21 protein-coding genes and 1 pseudogene are annotated in these 25,873 nt (G+C 37.7%); 12 read left to right on the forward strand and 10 right to left on the reverse strand.

The window, feature by feature from the left end; translation table 11 throughout:
- Window positions 1–71 precede the first annotated feature (71 nt).
- Window positions 72–1,067, forward strand: coding sequence for a class I SAM-dependent methyltransferase (locus ACFINW_RS03975; RefSeq protein ID WP_375630005.1), 996 nt, complete (start codon window positions 72–74; stop codon window positions 1,065–1,067).
- Window positions 1,068–1,086: 19 nt separating this feature from the next.
- Here the strand turns inward: ACFINW_RS03975 and hslU are convergent, their stop codons facing one another.
- The gene (gene hslU, locus ACFINW_RS03980; protein WP_375611822.1) at window positions 1,087–2,397 is read right to left on the reverse strand and encodes an ATP-dependent protease ATPase subunit HslU; all 1,311 of its coding nucleotides are present in this window, start codon (window positions 2,395–2,397) and stop codon (window positions 1,087–1,089) included.
- Window positions 2,398–2,979, reverse strand: coding sequence for an ATP-dependent protease subunit HslV (gene hslV, locus ACFINW_RS03985; protein ID WP_375611823.1), 582 nt, complete (start codon window positions 2,977–2,979; stop codon window positions 2,398–2,400).
- 221 nt (window positions 2,980–3,200) lie between these two features.
- Between hslV and ACFINW_RS03990 the strand changes: the two genes are divergently transcribed.
- The 4 genes from ACFINW_RS03990 (at window position 3,201) to ACFINW_RS04005 (ending at window position 7,735) form a co-directional block, all read left to right on the forward strand.
- Complete coding sequence (locus tag ACFINW_RS03990; protein WP_375621189.1) at window positions 3,201–4,190, forward strand: asparaginase; 990 nt, start codon at window positions 3,201–3,203, stop codon at window positions 4,188–4,190.
- A 122-nt stretch (window positions 4,191–4,312) separates the two neighbouring features.
- Window positions 4,313–5,311: a type I pantothenate kinase gene (gene coaA / locus ACFINW_RS03995; protein WP_273790598.1), complete on the forward strand. Its 999-nt coding sequence runs from the start codon at window positions 4,313–4,315 to the stop codon at window positions 5,309–5,311.
- 13 nt (window positions 5,312–5,324) lie between these two features.
- Window positions 5,325–6,695 carry a M17 family metallopeptidase gene (locus tag ACFINW_RS04000; protein WP_375621188.1) on the forward strand — a complete coding sequence of 457 codons (1,371 nt, stop codon included), beginning with the start codon at window positions 5,325–5,327 and terminating at the stop codon, window positions 6,693–6,695.
- 152 nt (window positions 6,696–6,847) lie between these two features.
- Window positions 6,848–7,735 (forward strand): NlpC/P60 family protein, encoded by an 888-nt coding sequence (locus tag ACFINW_RS04005; protein ID WP_375621220.1) that lies wholly within the window; start codon window positions 6,848–6,850, stop codon window positions 7,733–7,735.
- Window positions 7,736–8,622: 887 nt separating this feature from the next.
- Here the strand turns inward: ACFINW_RS04005 and mutT are convergent.
- The 3 genes from mutT to ACFINW_RS04020 all read right to left on the reverse strand — a co-directional run bounded on the left by mutT (window position 8,623) and on the right by ACFINW_RS04020 (window position 11,477).
- Entirely contained in the window at window positions 8,623–9,036 is a 414-nt protein-coding gene (gene mutT, locus ACFINW_RS04010) for an 8-oxo-dGTP diphosphatase MutT (protein WP_375621187.1), read from the reverse strand.
- A 125-nt stretch (window positions 9,037–9,161) separates the two neighbouring features.
- A complete protein-coding gene (argJ, locus tag ACFINW_RS04015) occupies window positions 9,162–10,394 on the reverse strand; it encodes a bifunctional glutamate N-acetyltransferase/amino-acid acetyltransferase ArgJ (protein WP_375621186.1) in 1,233 nt (410 codons plus the stop codon).
- Between the two features lie 129 nt (window positions 10,395–10,523).
- Window positions 10,524–11,477 carry a peptidylprolyl isomerase gene (locus tag ACFINW_RS04020; RefSeq protein WP_375621185.1) on the reverse strand — a complete coding sequence of 318 codons (954 nt, stop codon included), beginning with the start codon at window positions 11,475–11,477 and terminating at the stop codon, window positions 10,524–10,526.
- 435 nt (window positions 11,478–11,912) lie between these two features.
- Here ACFINW_RS04020 and secA point away from each other — a divergent pair, with 435 nt between their 5' ends.
- The 4 genes and pseudogenes from secA to prmC all read left to right on the forward strand — a co-directional run bounded on the left by secA (window position 11,913) and on the right by prmC (window position 17,241).
- The gene (gene secA / locus ACFINW_RS04025) at window positions 11,913–14,630 is read left to right on the forward strand and encodes a preprotein translocase subunit SecA (protein ID WP_375673817.1); all 2,718 of its coding nucleotides are present in this window, start codon (window positions 11,913–11,915) and stop codon (window positions 14,628–14,630) included.
- A pseudogene (locus tag ACFINW_RS04030) lies at window positions 14,569–15,061 on the forward strand (Fur family transcriptional regulator). The gene secA and the pseudogene ACFINW_RS04030 overlap by 62 nt, the downstream one beginning before the upstream one ends.
- Window positions 15,062–15,301: 240 nt before the next feature.
- Window positions 15,302–16,378 (forward strand): peptide chain release factor 1, encoded by a 1,077-nt coding sequence (gene prfA / locus ACFINW_RS04035; protein ID WP_375621183.1) that lies wholly within the window; start codon window positions 15,302–15,304, stop codon window positions 16,376–16,378.
- Window positions 16,375–17,241, forward strand: coding sequence for a peptide chain release factor N(5)-glutamine methyltransferase (gene prmC / locus ACFINW_RS04040; protein ID WP_375621182.1), 867 nt, complete (start codon window positions 16,375–16,377; stop codon window positions 17,239–17,241). The genes prfA and prmC overlap by 4 nt, the downstream gene beginning before the upstream one ends.
- On the opposite strand, the gene nrdF is transcribed toward prmC, so the two are convergent.
- From nrdF to nrdH, 4 genes are read right to left on the reverse strand one after another with little or no spacing between them, the layout of a single operon-like run.
- Complete coding sequence (gene nrdF, locus ACFINW_RS04045) at window positions 17,238–18,212, reverse strand: class 1b ribonucleoside-diphosphate reductase subunit beta (protein ID WP_273722534.1); 975 nt, start codon at window positions 18,210–18,212, stop codon at window positions 17,238–17,240. The genes prmC and nrdF overlap by 4 nt on opposite strands.
- 11 nt (window positions 18,213–18,223) lie before the next feature.
- Entirely contained in the window at window positions 18,224–20,374 is a 2,151-nt protein-coding gene (nrdE, locus tag ACFINW_RS04050) for a class 1b ribonucleoside-diphosphate reductase subunit alpha (protein WP_375621181.1), read from the reverse strand.
- Window positions 20,356–20,754 carry a class Ib ribonucleoside-diphosphate reductase assembly flavoprotein NrdI gene (nrdI, locus tag ACFINW_RS04055; RefSeq protein ID WP_375621180.1) on the reverse strand — a complete coding sequence of 133 codons (399 nt, stop codon included), beginning with the start codon at window positions 20,752–20,754 and terminating at the stop codon, window positions 20,356–20,358. Before nrdI ends, nrdE begins: the two co-directional genes overlap by 19 nt.
- Entirely contained in the window at window positions 20,754–20,978 is a 225-nt protein-coding gene (gene nrdH / locus ACFINW_RS04060) for a glutaredoxin-like protein NrdH (RefSeq protein WP_005774163.1), read from the reverse strand. Before nrdH ends, nrdI begins: the two co-directional genes overlap by 1 nt.
- Before the next feature lie 682 nt (window positions 20,979–21,660).
- Here nrdH and ACFINW_RS04065 point away from each other — a divergent pair.
- Genes ACFINW_RS04065 through ACFINW_RS04075 form a run of 3 tightly spaced genes read left to right on the forward strand, consistent with a single transcriptional unit; the run spans window position 21,661 to window position 24,214 of the window.
- Window positions 21,661–22,413, forward strand: a complete 753-nt coding sequence (locus ACFINW_RS04065) for an ABC transporter ATP-binding protein (RefSeq protein WP_375621179.1) — start codon at window positions 21,661–21,663, stop codon at window positions 22,411–22,413.
- A gap of 3 nt (window positions 22,414–22,416) precedes the next feature.
- Window positions 22,417–23,286 (forward strand): metal ABC transporter permease, encoded by an 870-nt coding sequence (locus tag ACFINW_RS04070; RefSeq protein ID WP_375630000.1) that lies wholly within the window; start codon window positions 22,417–22,419, stop codon window positions 23,284–23,286.
- 10 nt (window positions 23,287–23,296) lie between these two features.
- The gene (locus ACFINW_RS04075) at window positions 23,297–24,214 is read left to right on the forward strand and encodes a metal ABC transporter solute-binding protein, Zn/Mn family (RefSeq protein WP_375629999.1); all 918 of its coding nucleotides are present in this window, start codon (window positions 23,297–23,299) and stop codon (window positions 24,212–24,214) included.
- 612 nt (window positions 24,215–24,826) lie between these two features.
- On the opposite strand, the gene ACFINW_RS04080 is transcribed toward ACFINW_RS04075, so the two are convergent.
- Window positions 24,827–25,873 (reverse strand): sn-glycerol-3-phosphate import ATP-binding protein UgpC, encoded by a 1,047-nt coding sequence (locus tag ACFINW_RS04080; protein ID WP_375621176.1) that lies wholly within the window; start codon window positions 25,871–25,873, stop codon window positions 24,827–24,829.

The raw sequence follows: 25,873 nt of genomic DNA on the forward strand, positions 1-25,873 counted from the left end.
TTTTTCCTCTTATCGTATCATGAAATGCCATCCCAACATTGGAGTGGCATTTTTCTTTGAAAGAGTCATATGTGTTATTATTTTTGCCTTTTGAAAATCATGAACTCCCGTATCCTGATCCAAACCAGTGTTGGCTAAGTTTTGGTTTAACAGAAATCCCAGCTCCAGAATGGGCACAAAATTTAAAAGTTATTACGCCTTGGCGACCAGATTTTTTAAAATTTGTCGATACTCAATTTCACTGCTCTCCTCAAATAGATAAAACTTTCAGCTATGATGGTGCATTTTTACATTTGAGCAAATATCGTGGTTTGAACCAAAATTGTTTTCTTGATTTATTAGAGTGCGTTAAACCCAATGGATGGATTGTAATCAGTGGGGATAAAATTGCTGGTGCTGCTTCAATGATAAAATGGGTCAAAACAATTGTTCCCATCACCAATAAATTGTCTAAAAATCATGGTCTTGTATTTTGGTTGCAAGTTCCTCAACAAATTGAGAGACATAACATTGCGCAATTGCGCTCACCACCGCTCACTTTTGGTAAATTTCAAACCACTTCTGGTATGTTCTCACACGGACGTATTGATCCAGGATCTGCTGCGCTTGCTTCTTATATGCTCAAAATTATTTCTGGAAAAACGGCTGATTTTGGTGCTGGATGGGGTTATCTTTCTCACGTTGCGCTTGAAAGAAGTGAAAAACTCACCGCTCTCGACCTTTATGAAGCAGACTACAATGCTTTGAGAGCAGCAAAACAGCACCTTAAATCCATAACAGCTCCTTTTCCAATTCATTTTTATTGGCATGACCTTGTACATGAACCTATCACAAATCTATATGACACAATCATTTCAAATCCACCGTTTCACACACAACAAACAACAGATGTTTCATTAGGAAAAAATTTTATTATAAATGCTGCAAAGTGCTTAAAGCCAAGCGGCAGTCTGCTTTTTGTTGCAAACCGCCACCTGCCTTATGAAACATTATTAAAAAATATTTTCCGCACAGTGTTGATACATGAACAAGCCCATGGTTTCAAAATTATCGAAGCACGCAGATAAACAGAACAAGCAATAACTTTCAAAGAATAAAACGTGAAAGATCGATATCAGCAGCAAGCTCGCCAATAGATTTTCTCACATAAGCAGCATCAATTTTAAACGATGTTCCAGCTTTATCAGGTGCAGTGAAAGAAATCTCATCCAAAACGCGCTCCATCACTGTTTGCAAACGACGTGCCCCTATATTTTCAATCCTTGCATTTAAATCTACAGCAATATCTGCTAAAGCATCAATTGCATCATCGGTAATTTCCAAATGAACCTCTTCTGTTGCCATAAGAGCAATATATTGTTTAATCAAACTAGCTTCTGGTTCCGTTAGAATGCGCCGTAAATCTTCCCTTGTTAAAGGGTTCAGCTCCACACGGATGGGCAAACGTCCTTGAAGTTCCGGTAATAAATCAGATGGCTTGGAAACATGAAATGCACCTGAGGCAATAAAAAGAATATGATCTGTTTTGATTTGCCCATATTTTGTAGCAATTGTTGTTCCTTCAACCAAAGGCAAAAGATCCCGTTGAACGCCCTCACGCGAAACCGCAACACTTGCTCCACCATCCCTAGTTGCAATTTTATCAATCTCGTCGATAAAAACAATACCGTCATTTTCAGCAACACGAAGCGCCTCTTGAATAATTTGCTCCTGATCAAGGAGTTTTTCAGATTCATCATCAATGAGCGGTTTAAAAGAATCCTTTACTGTCGTCTTACGGACTTTTGTACGACTGCCCATTTTGCCCAAAATATCTGATAAATTCATAATACCCATTTGTGCCCCAGGCATACCAGGAATATCAAAGGTTGAAGCACTATTGCTATTATTATCGGCGACTTCAATTTCAATCTCTTTCTCATCCAATTCACCTTCACGCAATTTTTTACGAAAACTATCACGGGTAGCAGGACTTGCTGTTTTACCAACAAGGGCGTCTAAAACCCGCTCTTCAGCATTCACGTGAGCCTTTTCTTTTATTTCATCCCGTTTCTTTTCACGCACAAGAGAAATGGCAATTTCAACAAGATCTCGAATAATTTGCTCAACATCACGTCCCACATAACCAACTTCAGTAAATTTCGTCGCTTCTACTTTCACAAAAGGTGCTCCAGAAAGTTTTGCTAATCGACGTGCGATTCCTGTTTTACCAACACCTGTTGGCCCTATCATTAAAATATTTTTTGGCATAACTTCTTCACGCATCGGCTCATCAAGCTGTTGCCTACGCCACCGATTGCGCAATGCAATAGCTACAGAGCGTTTGGCATCATTTTGGCCAATAATAAAACGATCAAGTTCAGAAACAGTCTCACGAGGGGAAAATACAACACACATTTAAATAGCTTTCTCTAAAGAAGATAATTCTGCATCCAATGTTTCAATCGTAAAATGATCATTGGTGTAAACACAAATTTTAGCGGCAATAGCCATAGCTTTACGAGCAATAGTTTCTGCATCTAAATCCAAATCCATGAGTGCACGCGCTGCTGAAAGAGCAAAATTTCCTCCAGAGCCAATTGCCATAACCCCATCTTCTGGTTCTAAGACATCACCAAGCCCTGTTAGAGCCAAAGTTACTTTCTTATCAGCCACGAGCATCATTGCTTCGAGACGACGCAAATAGCGATCTGTTCTCCAATCTTTTGCAAGTTCCACACAAGCACGCATAAGCTGATCAGGATATTGTTCAAGCTTTGTTTCCAATCTCTCCAGTAATGTAAAAGCATCTGCCGTAGCACCAGCAAAACCAGCAATAACCACTCCGTTCTTTCCAAGACGACGCACTTTACGTGCATTGCCTTTCATAATTGTCTGTCCAAGAGAGACCTGACCATCCCCGGCCATCACGACTTGTCCACCTTTTCGTACCGTAATAATTGTTGTACCATACATTATGTCTGGCTTATGTTCTGTCATAAGGAAACTCCTTAATATTAACTTTACTTTTTAATATTGATTTCTTTTCATACAATGTAAAACTCAATTACTATTGTCCTATTTAAGAACATATACAGCAAAACACAATGATTCAGCATAACTCAATTTGTTGAAAATTGGAAAAATGATATCATTGTTGTCAATGTAAATTACTGCTAAATAGCTTTATATAAACAGTTTGTGCTTTTTAGAGGAAAATTATGAAAAAAATAGCCATAGGGACCTTAGGTGGAACAATTGCAATGACTGCTGATAGTTTTGGTCACATGCAACCGACTTTAACTTCAGATAACCTCATAAAAAGTGTTCCTGATTTAAATAACGTTGCTGATATTCATGCACAAACATTAATGCAAATACCAAGTGGATCTTTATCGTTTCAAATGTTTTTTGAAATAATTAAGTGGGCAAAACAACAAATAAACGCTGGTGCAGAAGGTATTGTTTTAACACAAGGGACTGATACTCTGGAAGAAACAGCTTTTTTTCTTTCTCTTTATTGGAAGGAAGCCGAACCACTCATCATAACCGGCGCTATGCGCATGCCTCATGAAGCAGGCGCCGATGGCCCCGCAAACATTTTAGCAGCCACTCGTGTCGCAGCAGCCACACAAAGTCGTAACAGGGGCGTTCTCGTTGTCATAAATGATGCAATTCATTCACCTTATTGGCTCTATAAAAGCCATACCGTCAAAGTCGAAACATTTCAATCAGGTCTTGCAGGTGTTTTAGGAACTATTTTAGAGGGAAAACTTATTTATTTCAATGATCGAAAATTTTTTCCGACAACGTTTGATCTTCCCCAAAACCATGACCATCAAATTGCACTGCTCTATTCCTCTTTATCATCTGGTGCACAATTAATGAAACTATGCCTTGAAAGTGGGTATTATGCTGGAGTTGTTATTGCTGGTTTTGGTGCAGGACACTGTAGTTTTCAAGAAGCAGACCTTGTACAACAATATGCACAAAAAATACCAATCATTATTGCTAGTCGTTGTTGTAATGGCTCAACAACTCGTATAACTTATGGCTATAAAGGCTCCGAAATTGATATGATTGCTTCTGGTGCTCTCATGTCTGGTTATTTATCAGCCGTAAAAGCGCGTCTACTTTTATGGGCTTTTTTGGCGCAAGGGCACTCATTAGCACAAATCCGTGCAAACTGGAATGACTGGACTATAAGTTAATGAAAAATGATCTATTATCTTAAAAGAAGAGAGCATGCAAAACAAAATTTATATGAAAATAAAGCCGCTCATCTGTCTACTCTTAATCAATTGCTGCTGCAAAAAAATCTCGACAAATACAAATGATTGATACGACTATACAAAAAATTAATCAGAAAGATAATCTGGTCAAATCCGTTTCTGACCGATATTCACCCTATCGTGTTTTTACTGCACAAGAATGGTCAGAGTTTCGTGAAGACACACCTCTTACTTTGACTTTTGATGAAATTAAGCGTTTACGCTCTATTGATGATCCTATCGATCTTAAAGAAGTCCAACGCATTTATCTTTCTTTATCGCGTCTGTTATCATGCCATGTTGAAGCAGTACAGGAACTTTTTCACAAACGTCAGCAGTTTCTCCATCAAGAAGAGAGTAGAAAAACGCCCTTTATTATTGGAATTGCTGGTTCTGTAGCTGTAGGAAAATCAACCACGGCTCGCATTCTTCAAGAACTGTTGAAACGTTGGACATCTAGTCTTAAAGTTGATCTAATCACAACGGATGGTTTTCTCTATCCTAACGCAATCTTACAGCAAAAAAATCGTATGAATCGTAAAGGATTTCCTGATTCCTATGACATTAAAAAACTGCTGTGCTTTCTTTCGGCTATAAAAGCAGGTATCGGAAATGTTCGTGCCCCACTTTACTCACATATGACCTATGATGTTCTAGAAAATCAGACAATTACCATTGATCGTCCTGATATTTTAATTGTTGAAGGTATTAATGTATTACAAGTCAGTGATCTTCCTAAAGATGGAAAAGCTATTCCTTTCGTATCAGATTTTTTTGATTTTTCAATCTATGTCGATGCCGAAACAGAAGTCATTCGTCACTGGTATTTGGAGCGCTTTAAACGTTTGCGTAAAACAACTTTTCAAAATCCTGAATCCTATTTTCATCGTTATGCCCACCTCAATGAAAAAGAAGCCTCAAAAATCGCTGAGGATCTTTGGCAAACGATTAATTTAAAAAATTTACAGGAAAATATATTGCCAACACGACCACGGTCCAATCTCATTCTACGAAAGGGAAAAAATCATTTGGTCGAATATGTCGCACTTAGACGACTATAAGGATCTCATAACTATGCACCACCACATTCATTTTACCTCAACGCGTATCGATAACAGTTGCCCTATCATATTGGTAAACCAAAGAACTCTTGCCAACTTATCACTTGATGCGTCAACAACAGCATGGATAAAAGTTAATGACTTTACTGGTAAAGCAGGACAAATACTCTTTATTCCTCACGAAACGGGGCATTTAAAAAAAGTTTTATTTGGAATTGGCAATGGTAACGATCCTTTTATCACAGGACTGCTTGCTCAAAAGCTTCCTGCTGGTCAATGGCATTTAGAAGGTACAACCTCTGATGAAATAAATACCTATCTTGGATTGGCATTTGGTAGCTATCAATTTAATCGCTATCGTCAAAATTCTTCTTTCAAATCATTATCTATCCATGTCAATGAGGCGATTGATCTCAATGAGCTCCAACGAATTTATGAAGCTGTCTTTTTCGTCCGTGATCTCATTAATATTCCAGCCAATGATATGAACCCTGATACTCTCGAAAAAGAAGCTCGAAAACTAGGAAAAACCTACGGTGCTCATATCAAAAGTATTTGTGGAGACGATCTCTTAATCCATAACTTTCCGATGATTCATGCTGTAGGACGAGCAGGCAGCACTGCACCACGACTGATTGAGTTACTCTGGGGGCAAGAACATCATCCTAAAATAACGTTGGTGGGCAAAGGCGTAACTTTTGATACTGGAGGTCTCGATATTAAATCAGCCAATAACATGTTACTTATGAAAAAAGATATGGGGGGTGGAGCAAACGTTTTGGGATTGGCTAAACTTATCATGGATGCAAAATTGCCTTTCCGTTTACGCGTTTTGATTCCAGCTGTAGAAAATGCAATTTCTGGGAATGCTTACCGACCAGGTGATATTCTCAAAAGTCGTAAAGGTTTAAGTGTTGAAGTAGGTAATACAGATGCTGAAGGGCGCCTTGTCCTTGCCGATGCACTCGCCTATGGTGATGAAGAAAGTCCACAATTCATGCTTTGTATGGCTACTTTAACAGGGGCAGCGCGTATAGCACTAGGACCAGATCTTCCCGCATTTTATTGTAATGATTCAATATGGGCACAACAAATTTCTGAATCTGCTCACGCTGTCTTTGATCCTCTTTGGCAAATGCCCCTTTGGAAACCTTACCAAGAGATGTTATCATCACCAATTGCTGATCTTAACAATGTAACTGGAAACAGCTTTGCTGGTTCTATAACAGCTGCTTTATTTCTTAATTCTTTTGTTGAAAAAGCTGAACATTTTGCGCATTTTGACCTTTATGGATGGGTTCCAAAAGAAAAACCAGGATACCCTATTGGTGGATCAGCACAAACTATTCGTGCCCTTTATAATATTTTTAAAAATGAATTTTGACACAAATATCCACAAAAATGGACAATTTTGCAGCTTAAAGAATAATTGGTCTTACACTGTGTTCTTAGTTTTGTTTGAGGATAAAAACCTTACCAATAGAGTTTTCATGAGTTTGTTTAAAGGTAAGAAGTAACAAAATGGAAAGCAAAAAGATGATCTCTAAAGACCCAAGACTTCATGCATTCAGAGATGATCTAGCAGATCAACGTCTTGAAACAGAAATTACAGCTCAACGCTTTGTTCAAGGTGAAAAAAGACGTGTTAATACAGCGGTCGCTGGACTTTTTAAAGAAAATAGTAAAAAAAGTGAAAGACAAACAGAATGCTTATTGGGAGAAGAACTTCTCATTTTTGAACAAGGGAAAACATTGTCGTGGGGACAATCACTCAAAGATGGTTATGTCGGTTATATTGATACAAAAGTTCTTTGTACATCAACCATAAAACAAACGCATGTGGTTTCAGTACCACGCACATTTAAATATTTACACGCTGACTTACGTGGACCAATAGTATCCCCATTATCTATGGGAAGCAAAGTCAGTGTTGTTGATGAAATTGAAGTCCGTGACACAATGTATTCTATTCTTGAAAATGGAACAGCAATCATTACGAGTCATCTCAACCCCATTGGACGCGTATATGAAGATTATGTCACAGTTGCAGAAACCTTTATCCGTACACCTTATCTTTGGGGTGGTGTCAGCGGTTTTGGAATTGATTGTTCGGGACTCATTCAGCTCTCTATGATGATGACCGATCAAATAGTTTTACGTGACACCGATATGCAGCAAGAAACTATAGGCAGTCCTCTTACAGATACTGATAAACTTCAACGAGGCGATTTAATTTTTTGGAAAGATCATGTTGCTATTATGGTTGATCACGCAAATATTATTCACGCAAATGGTTTTTCTATGGACGTTATGATTGAGCCCTTGGAAAAAGCAATTACGCGTATCGCTAAAAAAAATCAATATCCCATCGCAAAACGCCGTCCAATTCAAGAAACTTCATACATGCCTCCTATAAAAAATTAATTGAATGTTTTATTATTACAATATATTGATTTATAAGGATAATTATCCATCATTCACTCTGCGTCAAGCATTCTAAATATCGTAAGATTTTTTATTTCAAATCTGTTTTTATGTTGGATCAATCAAAGCCGCTTGTCTGTTCATCACAAGCGGAATTGATGTATAAGTAAAAATGATTACGAAAAGAAAAATATCCCTTCTGAATGCCCTCAAATGCCAAGAGCTATCGTAACTAACATTGGAACTAGCTTACTCCTTCATAAGCGTAAAGATAGTGGCGCTCAATAGATTTTATCTTATAAAGCTTTACCATTATACCATTCACGAGTGCCGGCACGAAATGGGCTTTGGAATATTGCGAGATGCCTCTTTTAAACAACCCCGCAAATATGCAACACAATGGCGTTCTATATTACGTAAGCGATATGCCCCTCTTAATCAAAAGCAACATTTTTTGAAATTTTTCCTATTATCGATATCTTATGAAATAAATACTCCTAATATCTCTCGGTGCCTCCAAGACAATCTCTCAATAATAATCGCGAAAAGTATAAATCCATTATCTACCACCATTTTTATGCTTATGAAGCGTGCAAAGGCATCATTATACACTTTGCCAATTCTCAATGTTGCGATAACCCTTGGCTATTGGAGAGTGTTCTTTCAGCACGTATTTTATTTCTTTCTTAAATAATTTTATCCACATGAATCTCCCCGCTTGGAACGTGCAAAAGAATGGTTTTGATTAATTTAACATAAAACAGACTTGAAATGAGAAAAATTTTTACGACTCTGGACTTCCCCATGCAACATAAAAAAATTATAAATTATCATTATAACTCAATATATTAATTTATATTTAAACAATATTTCCTTCTTATAACACATTAAAGAAGGTGATTTTTCAATACCTGAACCAATGGTTTATCAGCATCAGGCATAGGGTATTTATCAAGATCATTAATAAAAACCCATTCTAAATTTTGCCCTTCTCGTCCTTGCGCAACGCCCTCATAATGGTCACAAAGGTACAATGGCATTAAGAGATGAAATGTTTTATAGCTATGGCTCGCAAACGTTAAAGGGTGTAAATTATTTGGTTGAACATAAATACCAAGCTCTTCCTCTAGTTCACGAATTAATGATGCTTCCGGAGTTTCACCTTGCTCAACCTTGCCACCAGGGAACTCCCATAAACCAGCCAGTGATTTTCCTTCAGGACGCTGTGTAAGCAAAACACGATTATTCTGATCTAACAGTGCACATGCAATAACAAGAAGAATGGAACTTTTCATACACATATCACTCCCCAATAGGGAACATAAAGATAACTGACTTTTCTATCATATCCCCTCTGCTCCTAAAAGAGCTCACATACCCCATTTGCTCTGAAAAATAATAAACTGTTAAATATAAAGTGCATCCATTAACTTCTGTAATCGCTATTGATCATAACGTACTCTTTTGTTAAATCGCAAGACCAAACCGTCGCCGTACTCTTACCCAAACCGATATCAACACGAATCGTGATGTGCTTACCTTGCATATAAGTACCTATTGTCTCTTCACAATACTCAGGATCTCGTACGCCATTCACGGCCACACGATGCTCACCAAACCAAATCGTCAATAGATCACGATCGACTTCAACACCGGCCTTCCCAACTGCCATAACGACCCGCCCCCAATTCGCATCTTCACCGGCAATAGCCGTTTTTACGAGCGGTGAATTTGCAATTGATAAAGCAATAGTTTTAGCTGCATTATTTGTTGTAGCACCCACCACATTAACCTCAATTAAATGACGAGCACCTTCACCATCACAAACAACTTGTAGTGCAAGTTCATGCAGAAGTGCACTCAATTGTTTCACAAAAACCCCATAACGCGGATCAGATTTACTTGTAAGACATGGAACATGTTCTTTCCCTGTCGCAAACAACATAAGCGTATCTGAAGTTGAGGTATCGCTATCAACAGTAATTGAATTGAAAGAACCCTCAACTGCCTCTAATAACATGGATTGGAGTGCATCCGAAGAAATGGTAGCATCACTAACCACAAATGACAGCATTGTCGCCATATCGGGTGCAATCATACCAGCACCTTTTGCAATTCCATTAATGGTAACACGCTCTCCCCCACAGTCAAAAGTGCGCGTCGCAAGTTTTGGAAATGTGTCCGTTGTCATTATGGCTTTTGCAGCTTCCAACCAATTTCCCTCTTCTGCTGTCTCTGTCATACTTGGTAAAAGATTGACAATACCCGATGCATCCATTGGCTCACCAATAACACCCGTAGAAGCTATAAAAATTTCATCTTCTCTAACCTTTAAAGCGTTCGCTGCTGCACAAATAATTGCATCGGTTGTGTGCTTTCCTTTGCTTCCTGTAAAAGCATTTGCATTTCCAGAATTCACAACAACACCCCTTGCAACCCCATGAGGAAGCGATGCACGACAATGCTCTACAGGTGCAGATGGACATTTTGAACGAGTAAAAACACCGGCCACACTCACTGGCTTATCGAATATGATGAAAAGAAGATCTGTACGATCTTTATATTTAATCCCAGCTTCAGCTGTTGCTATCCGTACACCAGATAATGGAGAAAGCTCTTGGATCTTTTGAGGCGACAAAGGAGAGATTTTCAAAACCACAATATGCTTTCTATAAAAAAATGAAATGATTGCAGATCAATAACCTCTCATAGAAAACTGCTAGGCTTTTTGAACAAAACTAACCTAGCAAATTATCTATTAAAGAGGCTATCTACTTATTTTTCCTAGCTATTCCGTATCTTCTTCATCAGATGTTTCATCGGGAAGTAGCGTCCCATTTTGATGAAGCGATTCCATGATTTTTGTAACATTAGGATCAGGGTATTTCACATCTATCTTGCTACGCAAATCAACAATCAGTTCTTGATAGCGCTTTTTTATTAGCTGTGTCCGCAACATCTCTTTAACATCATCAAATGCAGGCGGTTGTTTTACACGACGATCTTCTAATTTAATAATATGCCAACCAAAAGGACTTTCAACGGGTTGTTTTGTGTATTCGCCAACTTTCAAACCAAATGCGGCATCTTCAAAAGGCTTGACCATTTGACCATGGCTAAAATAACCAAGATCACCCCCAACGGCAGCAGAACCATCTGTTGAACTTTTCTTTGCAATCTCTTCAAAATTTTCGCCTTTATTTAAATGCTTAATGATAGCTTCTGCTTCTTTTCTCGTTTTGACCAAAATATGACGCGCTTTAACCTCATCCTCTTTAGGTAAAGCAGCAACTTCTTGCTTATAAAGAGCTTCCAAATCAGTATCCGATATTTTATCAACAATCGCCTGTTTAAAATAAAGCTGTTGAAGAACATTGTCACGCATGACTGCCATACGTTTATCGTAAGCTTCTGTCTTATCAAGACCTTTGCTTCTTGCTGCTTTTGCGAGGGCCTGCATATCTAAATAAGCTTTTAGAACCATCATACGGCGTTGTTCATCAGGAAAACGTGCTAAATTAGGATTTATTTCAAGCGCTAAATCATCCAATTGGCCTGCTGTAATATTTTTCCCATCAATAACCGCCATAACATGAGAAGGAGAAACGGCTTTTTCAGAAGTTTTCTCTAAAGTCTTTAAATCACTCGACGATGAATTCAAACCTTCTTGAGCACTCACCCCTAAACTTGTACTTGCCAATAAAGTTGATGCTAAAAAAAGCGTGATAAAGTTAAATTTCATAAATATACTCCTTAAAAATGAAGGCAGGTTCAAGATTCCAATTTTCTTTACCATAACACTTTAATCTTTAAACATAGAGAAATAAATTAGTAATTTTATTTTAAAAAAGTATAAAATTATCCTTTTATCTCAGTTTCTCCAATCCTATCTAATGCAGATGAAAAACATGATAATAGAGAAAAATGACATATTGTATCTTAAATTACTTTGTATTGTATCAGTTAAATAGCATACTTAAAGTTGACATAAAGCGCTTAGCCTCTTATCTCTACTTTATAATTAGAGTGAAAAATTGCACACCAGCAAGTATAATGGTACCATCTGCATTTCATGATGTCACTAATGATATCAGATAATTTGAAGAAAATGTAGAGTATGGGGAGAGCGTATGAATTACCCAACAAGAGTGACAACAATTAAAAGAAAGGGCCAGAGATGGTCAGTTTAGGTGTTTTTGCCCGTAAGTTTTTTGGTTCAGCTCATGAGCGACATCTCAAAGCACTCCGCCAAAAAGTTGCACAAATTAATGCTTTGGAAGAACAATTCGTAAAATTAAGTGATGAGCAGCTTTACCAAAAAACAGATGCCTTTCGTAAACGTCTTAGTGAAGGTGAGGGTGTTGATTTACTCTTACCGGAAGCTTTCGCGACTGTTCGTGAAGCCGCAAAACGTGTTTATGACATGCGTCCTTTTGACGTACAACTTATTGGTGGAATGGTCCTTCACGACTGCGGCATAGCTGAAATGCGTACTGGTGAAGGTAAAACATTAATGGCAACTCTACCAATTTATCTCAATGCATTGGAAGGTAAAGGCGTTCATGTTGTGACAGTAAACGATTATCTCGCCAGTCGTGATGCTGAAACAATGGGGAAAATTTTTAGTTTTCTAGGGCTTACAACAGGCGTGATTCTTCATGATCTTGATAGTGATGCCCGCCGAGAAGCCTATGCATGCGACATCACCTATGCCACAAATAATGAACTAGGTTTTGATTATTTGCGTGATAATATGGCCTTCGATCATAGTCAAATGGTCCAACGTGGACATCATTACGCAATTGTTGATGAAGTTGATTCGATTCTTATTGATGAAGCCCGTACCCCCCTTATTATTTCTGGTCCTCTAGAAGATCGTACTGACTTCTATAACCTTATTGATACATTTATTCCTGCCTTAACTCCAGAAGACTATGAAATAGACGAAAAACAAAAAACAACGACCTTTACCGAAGTTGGTACTGAAAAAATTGAAAAAATGCTCGAACAAGCTGGGCATCTTAAAGGTGAGAGTCTTTATGACATAGAAAATGTCGCTATCGTTCATCATGTCAATAATGCTCTAAAAGCTCATAAACTCTTTGCTCGCGATAAAGATTATATTGTTCGCAATGATGAAATCGTTATTATTGACGAATTTACAGGGCGAATGATGCCTGGGCGGCGTTATTCTGAAGGACTTCATCAAGCGTTAGAAGCTAAAGAGCATGTTGCTATTCAACCAGAAAACCAGACACTTGCTTCCATCACTTTCCAAAATTACTTCCGTATGTATAGAAAATTATCTGGCATGACTGGAACTGCAACAACAGAAGCCGAAGAATTCAGAAATATTTATGGTCTTGATGTTGTCGAAGTCCCTACAAATTTGCCAATACAACGTATTGATGAAGATGATGAGATTTATCGAACAGCAGAAGAGAAATATCGGGCAATTGTGCATGATATCCGTCAAGCTCACGAAAAAGAACAGCCTATTCTTGTTGGAACAACCTCTATTGAAAAGTCAGAACAATTGGCAGAGCGTTTGCGAAAAGAAGGCATTACCGATTTTAGAGTCTTAAATGCTCGCTATCACGAACAAGAAGCATATATCATTGCGCAAGCAGGAGTTCCTAGAGCTCTCACCATTGCAACCAACATGGCAGGACGCGGTACGGATATACAGCTTGGTGGTAATGTTGAAATGCGCATCCGACAAGAGTTACAGGATATCCCAGAAGGTCCAGAGCGGACAGCTAAAATTGAAGAAATAAAAAAAGATGTTCAGAAGCTTAAAGAAAAAGCTTTAGCGGCTGGAGGGCTTTACGTTATCGCTACTGAACGTCATGAAAGCCGTCGTATTGATAACCAACTTCGTGGACGTTCTGGTCGCCAAGGCGATCCTGGTCGCTCAAAATTCTTTCTCTCTCTTCAAGATGATCTTATGCGTATCTTTGGCTCTAACCGTATGGATGGTATGCTGCAAAAACTTGGATTGAAAGAAAATGAAGCTATTATCCATCCATGGATTAATAAAGCCCTTGAAAAAGCACAAAAAAAGGTCGAAGCACGAAACTTTGAAATTCGTAAAAATCTGCTAAAATATGATGATGTCATGAATGATCAACGCAAGGTTATTTTTGAACAGCGTATGGAGGTCATGAACGCAGATGATTTATCAGAAATGATCCTTGAAATGCGCAATGAAGTCGTAGAGGATCTCGTAGAGGCTTATATTCCATCAGGGACATATTCTGAAAAATGGGATGCAAAAACTCTTGAAGAAGAGCTTCAACAACTCTTTAATCTTGAGCTTCCAGTGGAAGAATGGGCAAAAGAAGATGGAATTGCCGAGGAGCAAATTCTAGAGCGTGTATCAGATGCTGTTACAAAACTTGAAAATGAGCGTACTGAACGATATTCTCCAGAAGTTATGGCTTATTTTCACAAAGCAGTATTGCTCGAAACTATTGACACGTTATGGCGTGAACATCTGGTGAGTTTAGACCATTTGCGTTCTGTTGTTGGTTTTCGTGGTTATGCGCAGCGGGATCCGCTCAATGAATATAAGACAGAATCATTTGAACTCTTTCAAAGTATGTTGAAAAATTTGCGCCGAATTGTGACTTCTAAACTTATGCGCTTTGAAATTATTCAACAAACTACCGATCCGTCCCTGCCGGAACAAACTGGTGCTGATTCTTCTGTTTTTAATGATCAAAATCAAGAAAATACTCCACCATTATGGGCACGATCACAAGAAAATAGGTTTGTTAATCCACAAGACCGTGACCCCAATGATGTAAGCACATGGGGAAAAGTTGGACGCAATGAACGTTGTCCTTGCGGTTCAGAGAAAAAATACAAACACTGTCATGGAGCCTTTGTTTGAAAAGCAAACAGTGAACGATGAATAAAAAGCGAGACTATGAGCAAGAATTGCGCACAGCTGGTTTAAGAGTAACGCGCCAGCGGCGTGTTATTCTTGATATTTTGACTGATACAAATGATCACCCCAATGCATTTGAAATTTTTCAGCGTGCAAACAAAATAGATTCGAGTATTTCACTCTCAACAGTTTATCGAACCATGAAAATATTAGAAGGAAATGGAACAATTCACCGCCATACCTTTAGTGGTGGTCCATCTCGTTTTGAGCAAGCAGATGGGCAACATCATGATCATCTCATTGATATAGAAACAGGACAAGTTATCGAGTTTCATTCTGATATTATTGAAAAACTGCAGGAGGAAATTGCAAAATCCCTTGGCTATGATATTGTTCATCATCGTCTTGAACTTTACGGAAAAAAAAACTCTTAAAAAGATGATTATATGCCATGAGATGAAGATATCTCAGATAAATCGAATTTTATAAAAATTTACTTTTAAAATATAATAGTTTTCATTGGCAAAAAAGTTTTTCTGCTCTATTACCCCTTTTGGTATGATGCTATACAATAATTCATTGCCAGTGTTATAACAAAAAAACTGTTATAATGAGAAATGTTGCAACAAAATATTATAAAAAATTGTATTATGAAAAATTAGGCCAGTATTATCATGGTTTCTTTGCCACAAGATCGCATAAAACAGCTTGAAAAGCGCTTTGAAATAATTGAAAGCCAAATGACAACCAATCCAAATGCTGAAACATATGTCAAATTAGCTTCTGAATATGCAGAACTACAACCCGTTATTACCTCTATACGCGCATTAAATGCTCTTTACGAAGAGATTACAGAATTAGAAACGATTATCAACGATAAACAAACAGATATAGAGATGCGTAATCTTGCCCAAGAAGAGCTATCATCGTTATATAAAAAAGTAGAGCAATTTGAAAAAGAACTCCAGATTCTGCTTTTGCCTAAAGATGTTGCTGATGAAAAAAGCGCTATTATTGAAATTCGAGCAGGAACGGGTGGATCAGAAGCAGCACTTTTTTCCGGTGATCTTTTTCGCATGTATGAACGTTATGCCCATGCTCACCATTGGAAAGTAGAAGTTATTTCACTCAGTGAGGGGGAAGTTGGCGGATATAAAGAGATTATTGCTAGCATTTCAGGAAAAGGTGTTTTTTCTAAATTGAAATATGAATCAGGTGTCCATCGTGTGCAACGCATCCCTGAAACAGAGACAGGTGGACGTATCCATACATCTGCTGCTACCGTTGCTGTACTTCCAGAGGCTGAAGATATTGATATTGATATTCGTCCTGAAGATATTCGTATCGACACAATGCGTGCATCTGGAGCAGGAGGACAGCATGTTAATACAACGGATTCAGCTGTTCGTATCACGCATATTCCAACAGGAATTATGGTCGTACAAGCAGAAAAATCACAACATCAAAACCGAGCACGAGCCCTTCAAATTTTACGGGCACGCTTATTCGATATCGAACGACAAAAAGCGGAAAATGAACGTTCAGCTTCCCGTAAGAGCCAAGTTGGTTCTGGTGATCGTTCAGAACGCATTCGTACCTATAATTTTCCACAAGGACGCATCACGGATCACCGTATTAATCTAACCTTGTATAAGCTTGATCGCATTCTAGAGGGAGATCTTGATGAACTTCTTCATGCACTCATCTCAGATCATCAAACAACACTGCTGATGGAAATGGATAATAATTGAGCAAATATTCTTTCAAGAATGTTATCCAACAAATGCAAGAAAAATTGCGCACGAAAGGGATTGCTGAAGCCGATCTCGATGCGAGAATACTCGTTGAATGGATAACAGGAATAAATGCTGCTGAAAGAATTTCTAAACCAGATATGCATCTATCTTCTGAGCATATTATACAAATAGAACAGGCTTTACAACGCCGTATTGCAGGCGAACCCATTTACCGTATTATAGGAGCACGAGAATTTTATGGTATATCTTTTACGTTGTCTCAAGAGACGTTAGAACCTCGCCCTGATACAGAAACGCTGATAGATCTTGTTCTCCCTTTTCTCCAAAAACAGATCAAAAACTCGAGAAAAATAACACTCCTTGATATGGGGACAGGAAGTGGCGCCATTGCCATTGCCATTCTTAAACAAATTCCACAATCCTATGCAGTCGCTGTCGATATTTCTGAAGATGCCCTTAAAACAGCGACAAAAAATGCAAAAAATGCTGAAGTAATACATCGCTTCACACCTCTTCTTAGCGATTGGTTTGATTCTGTCACTGGTCACTTTGATTTTATTGTTTCCAATCCACCTTATATTCCCGCAAAAGATATCAAAAAACTTGCAAAAGAAGTGCGCTTACATGATCCATTGCGCGCTCTTGTCGGTGGAAAAGATGGTCTTGATTTTTATCGAAAGCTCGCCCATGAAGCAGCCAACTACTTAAAAGAAAACGGCACTATCGCTGTTGAAATTGGTTACTCTCAAGAAAAAGAAGTATGCAATTTGTTTGAAACAAATGGCTTTCAATGTTTAGAAATGCGCAAAGACCTCAGTGGAATACCCCGCGCACTTCTATTTGCATGCAAACATTAAAATTCCCAATCATCATCCGTAGTAGCAACCGCCTTGCCAATGACATAAGAAGAACCTGCCCCTGAAAAAAAGTCATGATTTTCGTCAGAGTTTGGTGATAAAGCTGCCAAAATAGCGGGATTAACACGACAAACCTCAGGGGGGAAAAGAGCTTCAAAACCTAAATTCATTAAAGCCTTGTTAGCGTTATAATGAAGAAAAATTTTAACATCTTCTGTCAATCCAAGCGCATCATAAAGATCTTCAGTATATTTGCACTCGATGTTATAAAGATCAAAGAGCAGGTTAAAAGCAAAATCTTTAATTTCTTGTCTTTTGGCTTCATCAAGCTTTGCAAAGCCCAATTGGAATTTATAACCTATATAATAACCATGGACTGCTTCATCACGAATGATTAGTCGAATAAGATCTGCTGTATTGGTCAACTTAGCGCGACTGGCCCAATACATGGGCAAATAAAAACCAGAATAAAATAAAAAGCTTTCCAGCAAAGTCGAAGCAATTTTTTTCTTAAGTGGATCATTTGCTTCATAACGCTCAAGTACTAATCTAGCCTTTTTCTGCAAATGAATATTTTCTTCTGACCATCTAAACGCATCATCAACTTCTACCGTCGAACAAAGGGTTGAAAAAATAGAGGAATAAGAACGTGCATGAACCGCTTCCATGAAGGCAATATTCGTCAAAACTGCCTCCTCATGCTCTGTTATCGCATCAGCCAGAAGCGAAATGGCTCCTACAGTGTTTTGAATTGTATCGAGAAGCGTTAGTCCTGTAAAAACACGAATCGTTAGCTTGCGTTCTTCATCCGTTAAGCTTGACCATGAGGGAATATCATTGGAAAGTGGAACTTTCTCAGGTAACCAAAAATTCCCAGTTAAGCGGTTCCATACTTCAAGATCTTTCTCATCATGTAATCTATTCCAATTAACAGCACACACAACAGGATTTTTGGTTGTAATCTTTGTCATATGATGATCTCCTATAAACTGCACGAAACACAGCCATCAACTTCTGTTCCACTTAATGCTACTTGCCGTAATCGTACATAGTAAATACTCTTGATACCCTTTTTCCAAGCATAAATTTGTGCGCGGTTAATATCACGTGTGGTCGCTGTATCAGGAAAAAATAATGTTAATGAAAGACCTTGATCAACATGCTGTGTTGCAGCAGCATAGGTATCTATAATTTTTTCAGGACCAATCTCATAAGCATCTTGGTAAAAATTCAAATTCGTATTATCCATATAAGGAGCGGGATAATAAACGCGCCCAATTTTTCCTTCTTTGCGAATTTCAATTTTTGAAGCAATTGGATGAATGGAAGAAGTGGCATGATTAATATAGGAAATAGATCCCGTAGGTGGAACTGCCTGCAAATTGCGGTTATAAAGCCCATACTCAATAACTAATTTTTTGAGTTCCTGCCAATCCTTTTGATCTGGAATAACAATATTATTCCGTGCAAAAAGCTCTTGCACAAGCGGAAATTGCGGTTTCCATTCTTTTTCAATATATTTTTCGAAAAAACGTCCATCTGCATAAGCTGATTTTTCAAACCCTGCAAACATTTCTTGACGTTCGTGCGCAATTAAATTGGAAGCCCGTATGGCGTGATATGTCACAATATAAAAATAGATATTGGTAAAATCAATCGCTTCTGGAGACCCATAATAGATCTGCTCACGCGCTAGAAACCCATGCAAATTCATTTGTCCCAAACCAATCGCATGACTTTCAGTATTGCCTTTCGCAATGGAAGGCACACAAGCAATATTGCTCATATCCGAAACAGCAGTAAGAGCACGAACAGCAGATTCCACGGTCTGTCCAAAATCAGGACTTTCCATTGCATTGGCAATATTCATGGATCCAAGATTGCAGGATATATCACTTCCAATCGTGCGATAAGTTAAATCTGTCTCCAGTTCACTCGCCTCACTCACCTGCAAAATTTCTGAACATAAATTGCTCATACTTATGCGCCCAGCTATCGGATTCGATCGATTAGCAGTATCCTCAAATAAAATATAGGGATAACCGGACTCAAATTGAATTTCCGCTAATGTCTGGAAAAAAACGCGTGCATTTATTTTCTTTTTACGAATCTTTGCATTATCAACAAAAGAACGATAATGCTCCGTTAAAGAAATATCGCTAAAGGGCTTACCTGTCACACGCTCGATGTCATACGATGAGAAGAGATACATATCCTCATTATTCCGTGCAAGCTCAAAAGTAATATCAGGAATAACGACACCAAGCGAAAGCGTTTTAATTCTAACTTTTTCATCAGCATTTTCACGCTTTGTATCCAAAAACTTCATAATATCTAAATGATGAGCATGCAAATAAACAGCTCCAGCCCCCTGTCGTGCCCCAAGCTGATTGGCGTAAGAAAAAGAATCTTCTAAGAGTTTCATCACCGGTAAAACACCTGAGGACTGATTTTCTATTTGCTTAATTGGCGCCCCTGCTTCCCGCAAATTCGTTAAACAAAGCGCTACACCTCCACCACGTTTTGAAAGCTGCAAAGCCGAATTAACCGAACGACCTATCGATTCCATATTATCTTCAACACGTAGCAAAAAACACGAAACCAATTCACCTCGTTGTTTTTTCCCAGCATTTAAAAATGTCGGTGTTGCCGGTTGAAAACGTCCTGTAATAATTTCATCCACAAAACTTTCAGCAAGAGCTTTATTCCCTTGTGCCAAATATAAAGCTACAAGACAGACGCGATCTTCATAACGTTCAAGATAACGTTTCCCATCAAAAGTTTTCAGTGTATAGCTGGTATAATACTTAAATGCGCCTAAAAAGGTAGGAAAACGAAACTTAAATGCATAAGCACGTTTAAAAAGCTTTTTAATAAAAGAAAAATCATAAAGCTCAAATAAAGCTTTTTCATAATAACCTTCTTCTATTAAGTAATCTATTTTTTCCTTCAGGTTATGAAAAAAAACTGTATTTTGATTAACATGCTGAAGAAAATATTGCCGCGCAGCAAGCCGATCCATATCAAATTGAATATGACCATTTTCATCATAAAGATTAAGCATCGCATTCAACGCATGATAATCAGTAATCTGATCCGATTTCTGCGATTGTCCTATACCAATTGTTTCCAAAATCTTTCCAATCCCTTTTTTACATAAATAACGTCTTCATCAGTTCCACGCAGCTCAAAACGATAAAGGCAAGGTACACAACATTTTTCAGCAATAATTTTACTTGCTAGATTATAATAGCGACCAAAATTACGATTCCCACCGCCAATAACACCACGAATTAATTTTCGGTTCTCAGCTTCATTAAGAAACTGGACAACGGCTTTCGGCACGGCCCCTCTTCCTTCGCCATCTGCATATGTAGGAACAACCAATACATAAGGTTCACCAACCAATGCAGAAGGCTTTTTTTTATCAATTTTGAAGAGTCGTTGCCCAAGCTGCGAGACAAAATGTTCTGTATTACCCGTTGCACTCGAATAATAAACAATAAGCCCCATTAAGCACAAAGACCACTAATCATATCTGGTCTAAAACCAGACCAATGATTTTCACCACAAACAACGACAGGAACCTGACGATACCCCAGAGATTGAACAAAACTGTATGCTTGTTCATCACAAGAAATATCAACAACACGATAATGAATGCCTTTTGCATCAAAAGCGCGGCGTGTAGCATCACATTGGACACAAGATGGTTTGCTATAAATAGTGATCGACATTTTCTTCAACTTTCACAATTCCAAACAATCAACCCTGAAAGGTCAATCTAATAATTTTATAGGTACTCAAGAATAACAAAAAATAGAAATTGTACGCAAAACATGTGGTTATTTTCAAATAATACACAGCTTCCTGAACATAACAGAATTCCTCTCATCAAATAACTTCAAACACTATGATGAGAATAAGCGATTATTCTACAACTTAAATGGCAAAGCCCCCTAGTTATAAAACAATCTTTTGCTTGCATTACAATTCCCTCCTGCTGTCTAAAAAACTAATGTTCTAAACTACCGTTTTTCAAGAGCTCTGTTTGCTCTTTTACGGCAAAAATCAATTACAAAAACGAAAGGAAATCCTTCCAAAAGAGACCCTTCAGTAAAAATACTGCTATACCTTTGGCCAATAAACTCTTTACAATAATGGAAATAACTTAGATACCAAACGAAACACACTAACACCCTCTCTTGTGCTTATTTAGAATCACCAATCATTTTGATACTATATATAGTATATACTCTCTCTCTTTCGTCAAGGTGAATTCAATTATTATTTTTAATTTTCCACGATCTTCCCACTAAAATTTTCAGTACTCAAAACTATGTAATAATATAACATTTTGTTGACAAACGTTATATTATTACATAGTTTCCAAAATAATAAGTAACGATGGTAAAAAATATGGATCTGTACTTCAATAAGACAACATTAGGCTATAGGAATAGAATAGCAATAAAGAACTTTTCAGCAAAGTTAAAAGCTGGTTCATTGGTTGCAATAACAGGTGATAATGGCGCTGGAAAATCGACACTGCTAAAAGCCATCGCCGGATTGATTAAACCTCTTAAAGGAAAAATTACAAAACCAAAAAAAAGCCGCATTGCTTATCTTGCTCAGCAATGTGATGTGGATAAAACATTTCCAATTGATGTGAAAACGCTTGTAAAAACAGGACTGTGGTCTTTTTGTGGATTATGGAAGAATCAGCGCCCTTATGATTCTAAGATTCAAAATGCTCTTAAAATGGTTGGGCTTACAGAACTCGCACCCCGTTCGCTTGAAACATTATCAGGCGGGCAATTACAACGCGCTCTTTTTGCACGTATCATTGTACAAGATGCCAATATTATTTTACTTGATGAACCTTTCAATGGTGTAGATCATAATACCCAAAAAGACCTTCTTGCTCTGATCACATACTGGCAACAGCAAGGACGCACAATTCTCACAGCACTCCATAACCCTCTCATCGTGCAAGAATTTTTCCCCCAAATGATTCAAATTGATCAACAAAACGCCTTTTATGGAGAAACAACACAGTTTTTAAACAACACCCTTCATCACGTTATGCCACCTCTCACATCCAATTCTTTTCCTATTAGCGCACAAAAACAAAATCTTCTCATCAATGATCCTCTCTTTCTTAGGTTATAAGACGTGTATACATTTTTTCTTGCCCCCTTTGTTGATTTCCAATTTATGCAAAACGCCCTTATCGGTTCTATTTTTCTGTCTATTAGCGCTTGTCCTGTTGGTGTATTTTTGATGCTCCGTGGAATGAGCTTGACAGGAGATGCTATCTCTCATGCCATTCTTCCTGGTGTTGCAATTGCTTTTCTGATTTGTGGTTTTTCCCTCATATCTATGACACTTGGTGGCATCTTCGCTGGTCTTATTGTTGCTTTAGCAACCATTTTGATTTCACGAAACAGCTTTCAGAAAGAAGATGCATCCATGACCGTCTTTTATCTTATTGCACTCGCAGCAGGTGTTATTATTATCTCACTGAAAGACTCAACAATTGAGCTGCTTCATCTCTTATTCGGATCGGTTCTTGCACTTGATGCACAAGCCCTTTGGTTAATCGCTACTATAATGCTGATTACACTCTGCAGCCTTTGTATTTTTTGGCGTGCACTCGTTTTAGAAAGCTTTGATCCCCTCTTTTTTAAATCACTCTCTCCATTGAGTAAATATATTCATATTTCATTGCTTGGACTTGTGGTGTTGAATCTGGTTGGAGGCTTTCAATCACTAGGAACATTACTTTCCGTTGGTATTATGATGATTCCAGCCATTACAGCCCGTTTTTGGTTTTCACGGCTAGGCCCTATTTGCGCGCTTTCCACTCTTTTTGGAATCATTTCTAGCGTATGTGGTCTCCTGCTTTCTTTTCATCTTTCACTTCCCTCCGGCCCTGCTATCATCATTGCCGCAGGATTTATTTATCTTGTTTCCTGTTTGATAAGTCCACGTGGCTTTATTGTAACATGGTTTCCCCACCTCTTTTATACCTCCTCACTTTAAGGAAAAAAATGTGCCTAAGTTTGCTCAAAAATTTGTTCTTCTTGGAGCTTTATTGCTTGCCCTTTCTCCATTTTCTGCTTCTGCACACAATAAAATCAAAGTTGTTGCGAGCTTTTCTATTCTCGCAGATCTCGTAAAAAATGTAGGAGACAACCATATCTCTATGACCACTTTTGTAGGTCCAAATGCGAATACCCACACTTATGAACCTACCCCCCATGATGCTCAGGCTCTTAGAAATGCTCAAATTATTTTCATCAACGGGCTTCATTTAGAAGGATTTATTGATCGCCTCATTACAGCAAGTGGGACAAAAGCACTTCTTGTCGAAGTTAGCGCTAACATTCCTTCCCTCAAAATGAAAAATCAAGAACATAATGCCCATCACCACCACAGCGTTATTGATCCACACGCTTGGCAAACAATTCCCAATGTCAAAATCTATGTGAAGAATATCGCTGCTGCTTTTTGTAAAATCGATCCACAATCCTGTACCAGCTACAAAAAAAATGCCGAAACCTACATCCAAAAACTTAAAATAGCACAAGATACCCTGAAAACAAAAATTGCTGCCATTCCTAAAGATAAACGTATCATTATCACATCTCATGACGCGTTTGGCTATTTTGCCAAGGAATATGGTTTTACTATCCTTGCCCCTCAAAGTGCTTCAACAGAAGCTGAAGCAACCGCAGCCGATGTTGCTAAACTTATAAAACAAATTAAAGCGAATAAAGCAGCTGCCCTATTCGTTGAAAATATCTCTAATCCCCGTCTCATAAAACAGATTGCAAAAGAAACAGGTTTAACAATTGGTGGAACACTTTATTCTGATGCATTGTCAAACAAAAATGGCCCTGCAGCAACTTATCTCGATATGATGGAACATAATGTAAATACCATCATTGATGCTATCACGAAACCTTAAAAAATCTTCTACGAAAGAGAGAAGAAAAAATTCATAAAATCATAGATCTATGATTATGTTACCAATAATACTCAATCCTCATGATTGGTGACAATGATATAAAACAAAGTTGATTTTACAGAAAAAATTTATACCCTATAGATGCTAAAATGGATCAAAGTTAAGATATAAGGTGCATAGTGCCATCATCTATGAATAATTTTCTCTCTCTATTTTTCTTATTCATTCTTTATAAGATACATAAATTATTACATCAGGAAATAGATAATAATAGATTGTTTTTTATTGATAAAGTACCTTTCTAAATGAGAAGAAATATGGTTAATAAATGGTTATTATCTCTTGATGTTTTTCTACAATGAAAAGAACTTTATTATGTTTGATGTTTGAAAATAATATTCTTCTTATAGACCATAAAAGTGCAAGATTTCATTATATGAGCGTTTCGAATATTCTCAACATCATGTGACAATGAACCATTACCAAAACTTTTAAAATTTTATTTTTAATCTCATCGGTTATACTCTGATTTTGTGAATGTAATCGAGAAAGTCAAAATACAACATTATCATGACGCAGCATAAAAGAGAGTCGTATCACATCAATTAATGCTTACTTATTATTTGTGCGCTTTCCTGTGTTTTTATTAAAAGTATGAAAATTCTGATGAGCAACAGTGAAACTTAGTTTTTGACCATAGTCGTGTGTCAAGCGTTCTTTTATTTCAATCGTAAAGATGATACCATTCCAACGCGTTAAAACATGGCAACCTGTTCCAATAAGCTTGATAAGCTCAATTTTTGTGTGAAAGACAGGCCCTTTATCTGGATGTTGGCCCAATAAGATTATTTCAGGTCTGAATGCTAAAAGATCAGTTTCTTCACCATAAGAAAATGAATGCCCTAAATGTTGTTCTAAGACATGGCGATCAAGAAAATTCATAGGAGGAGAACCAATAAAATCAGCAACAAATGTTGTTGCTGGAGTATCGTAAATTTCCATTGGTGTTCCAATTTGCTCGATAGCTCCTTTATTCAAAACGACTATTCTATCAGCTAATGTCATAGCTTCTAGTTGATCATGGGTAACATAGAGGCTCGTTGTTCCTAATGAACGCTGTAGTGTTTTTATTTCAATACACATTTGCGCCCGTAATTTTGCATCAAGATTTGAAAGAGGTTCATCAAAGAGAAAAACACGGGGTTGACGTACAATCACACGCCCCATTGCAACACGCTGACGTTGTCCTCCTGATAATTGTCGTGGTTTACGATCAAGAAATGGTTCTATCTCCAAAAGCTTTGCAGCATGTGCGATACGTTTTTTAATTTCTTCTTTAGGAGTTTTACGATTTTTAAGACCATATTCTAAGTTTCCACGAACTGTCATATGGGGATAAAGGGCATAATTTTGAAAAACCATAGCGATATCACGATCAGCTGGTTCACGATCATTGATACATTCGTTATCAATGCATAATTCACCTGAGGTAACTTGTTCAAGTCCTGCTATAATACGTAATAAGGTCGATTTTCCGCACCCTGAAGGACCGACAAGAACAAGAAGTTCTTTATCGGCAACAGTTAAGTTTAAATCATCAATGACCAGAATGCCGTTGTCATACTGTTTTTTTATATTTGATAACTGGATTATGGCCAC

Source organism: Bartonella sp. AA18HLJMS, assembly GCF_042197245.1.
Classification (GTDB): domain Bacteria; phylum Pseudomonadota; class Alphaproteobacteria; order Rhizobiales; family Rhizobiaceae; genus Bartonella.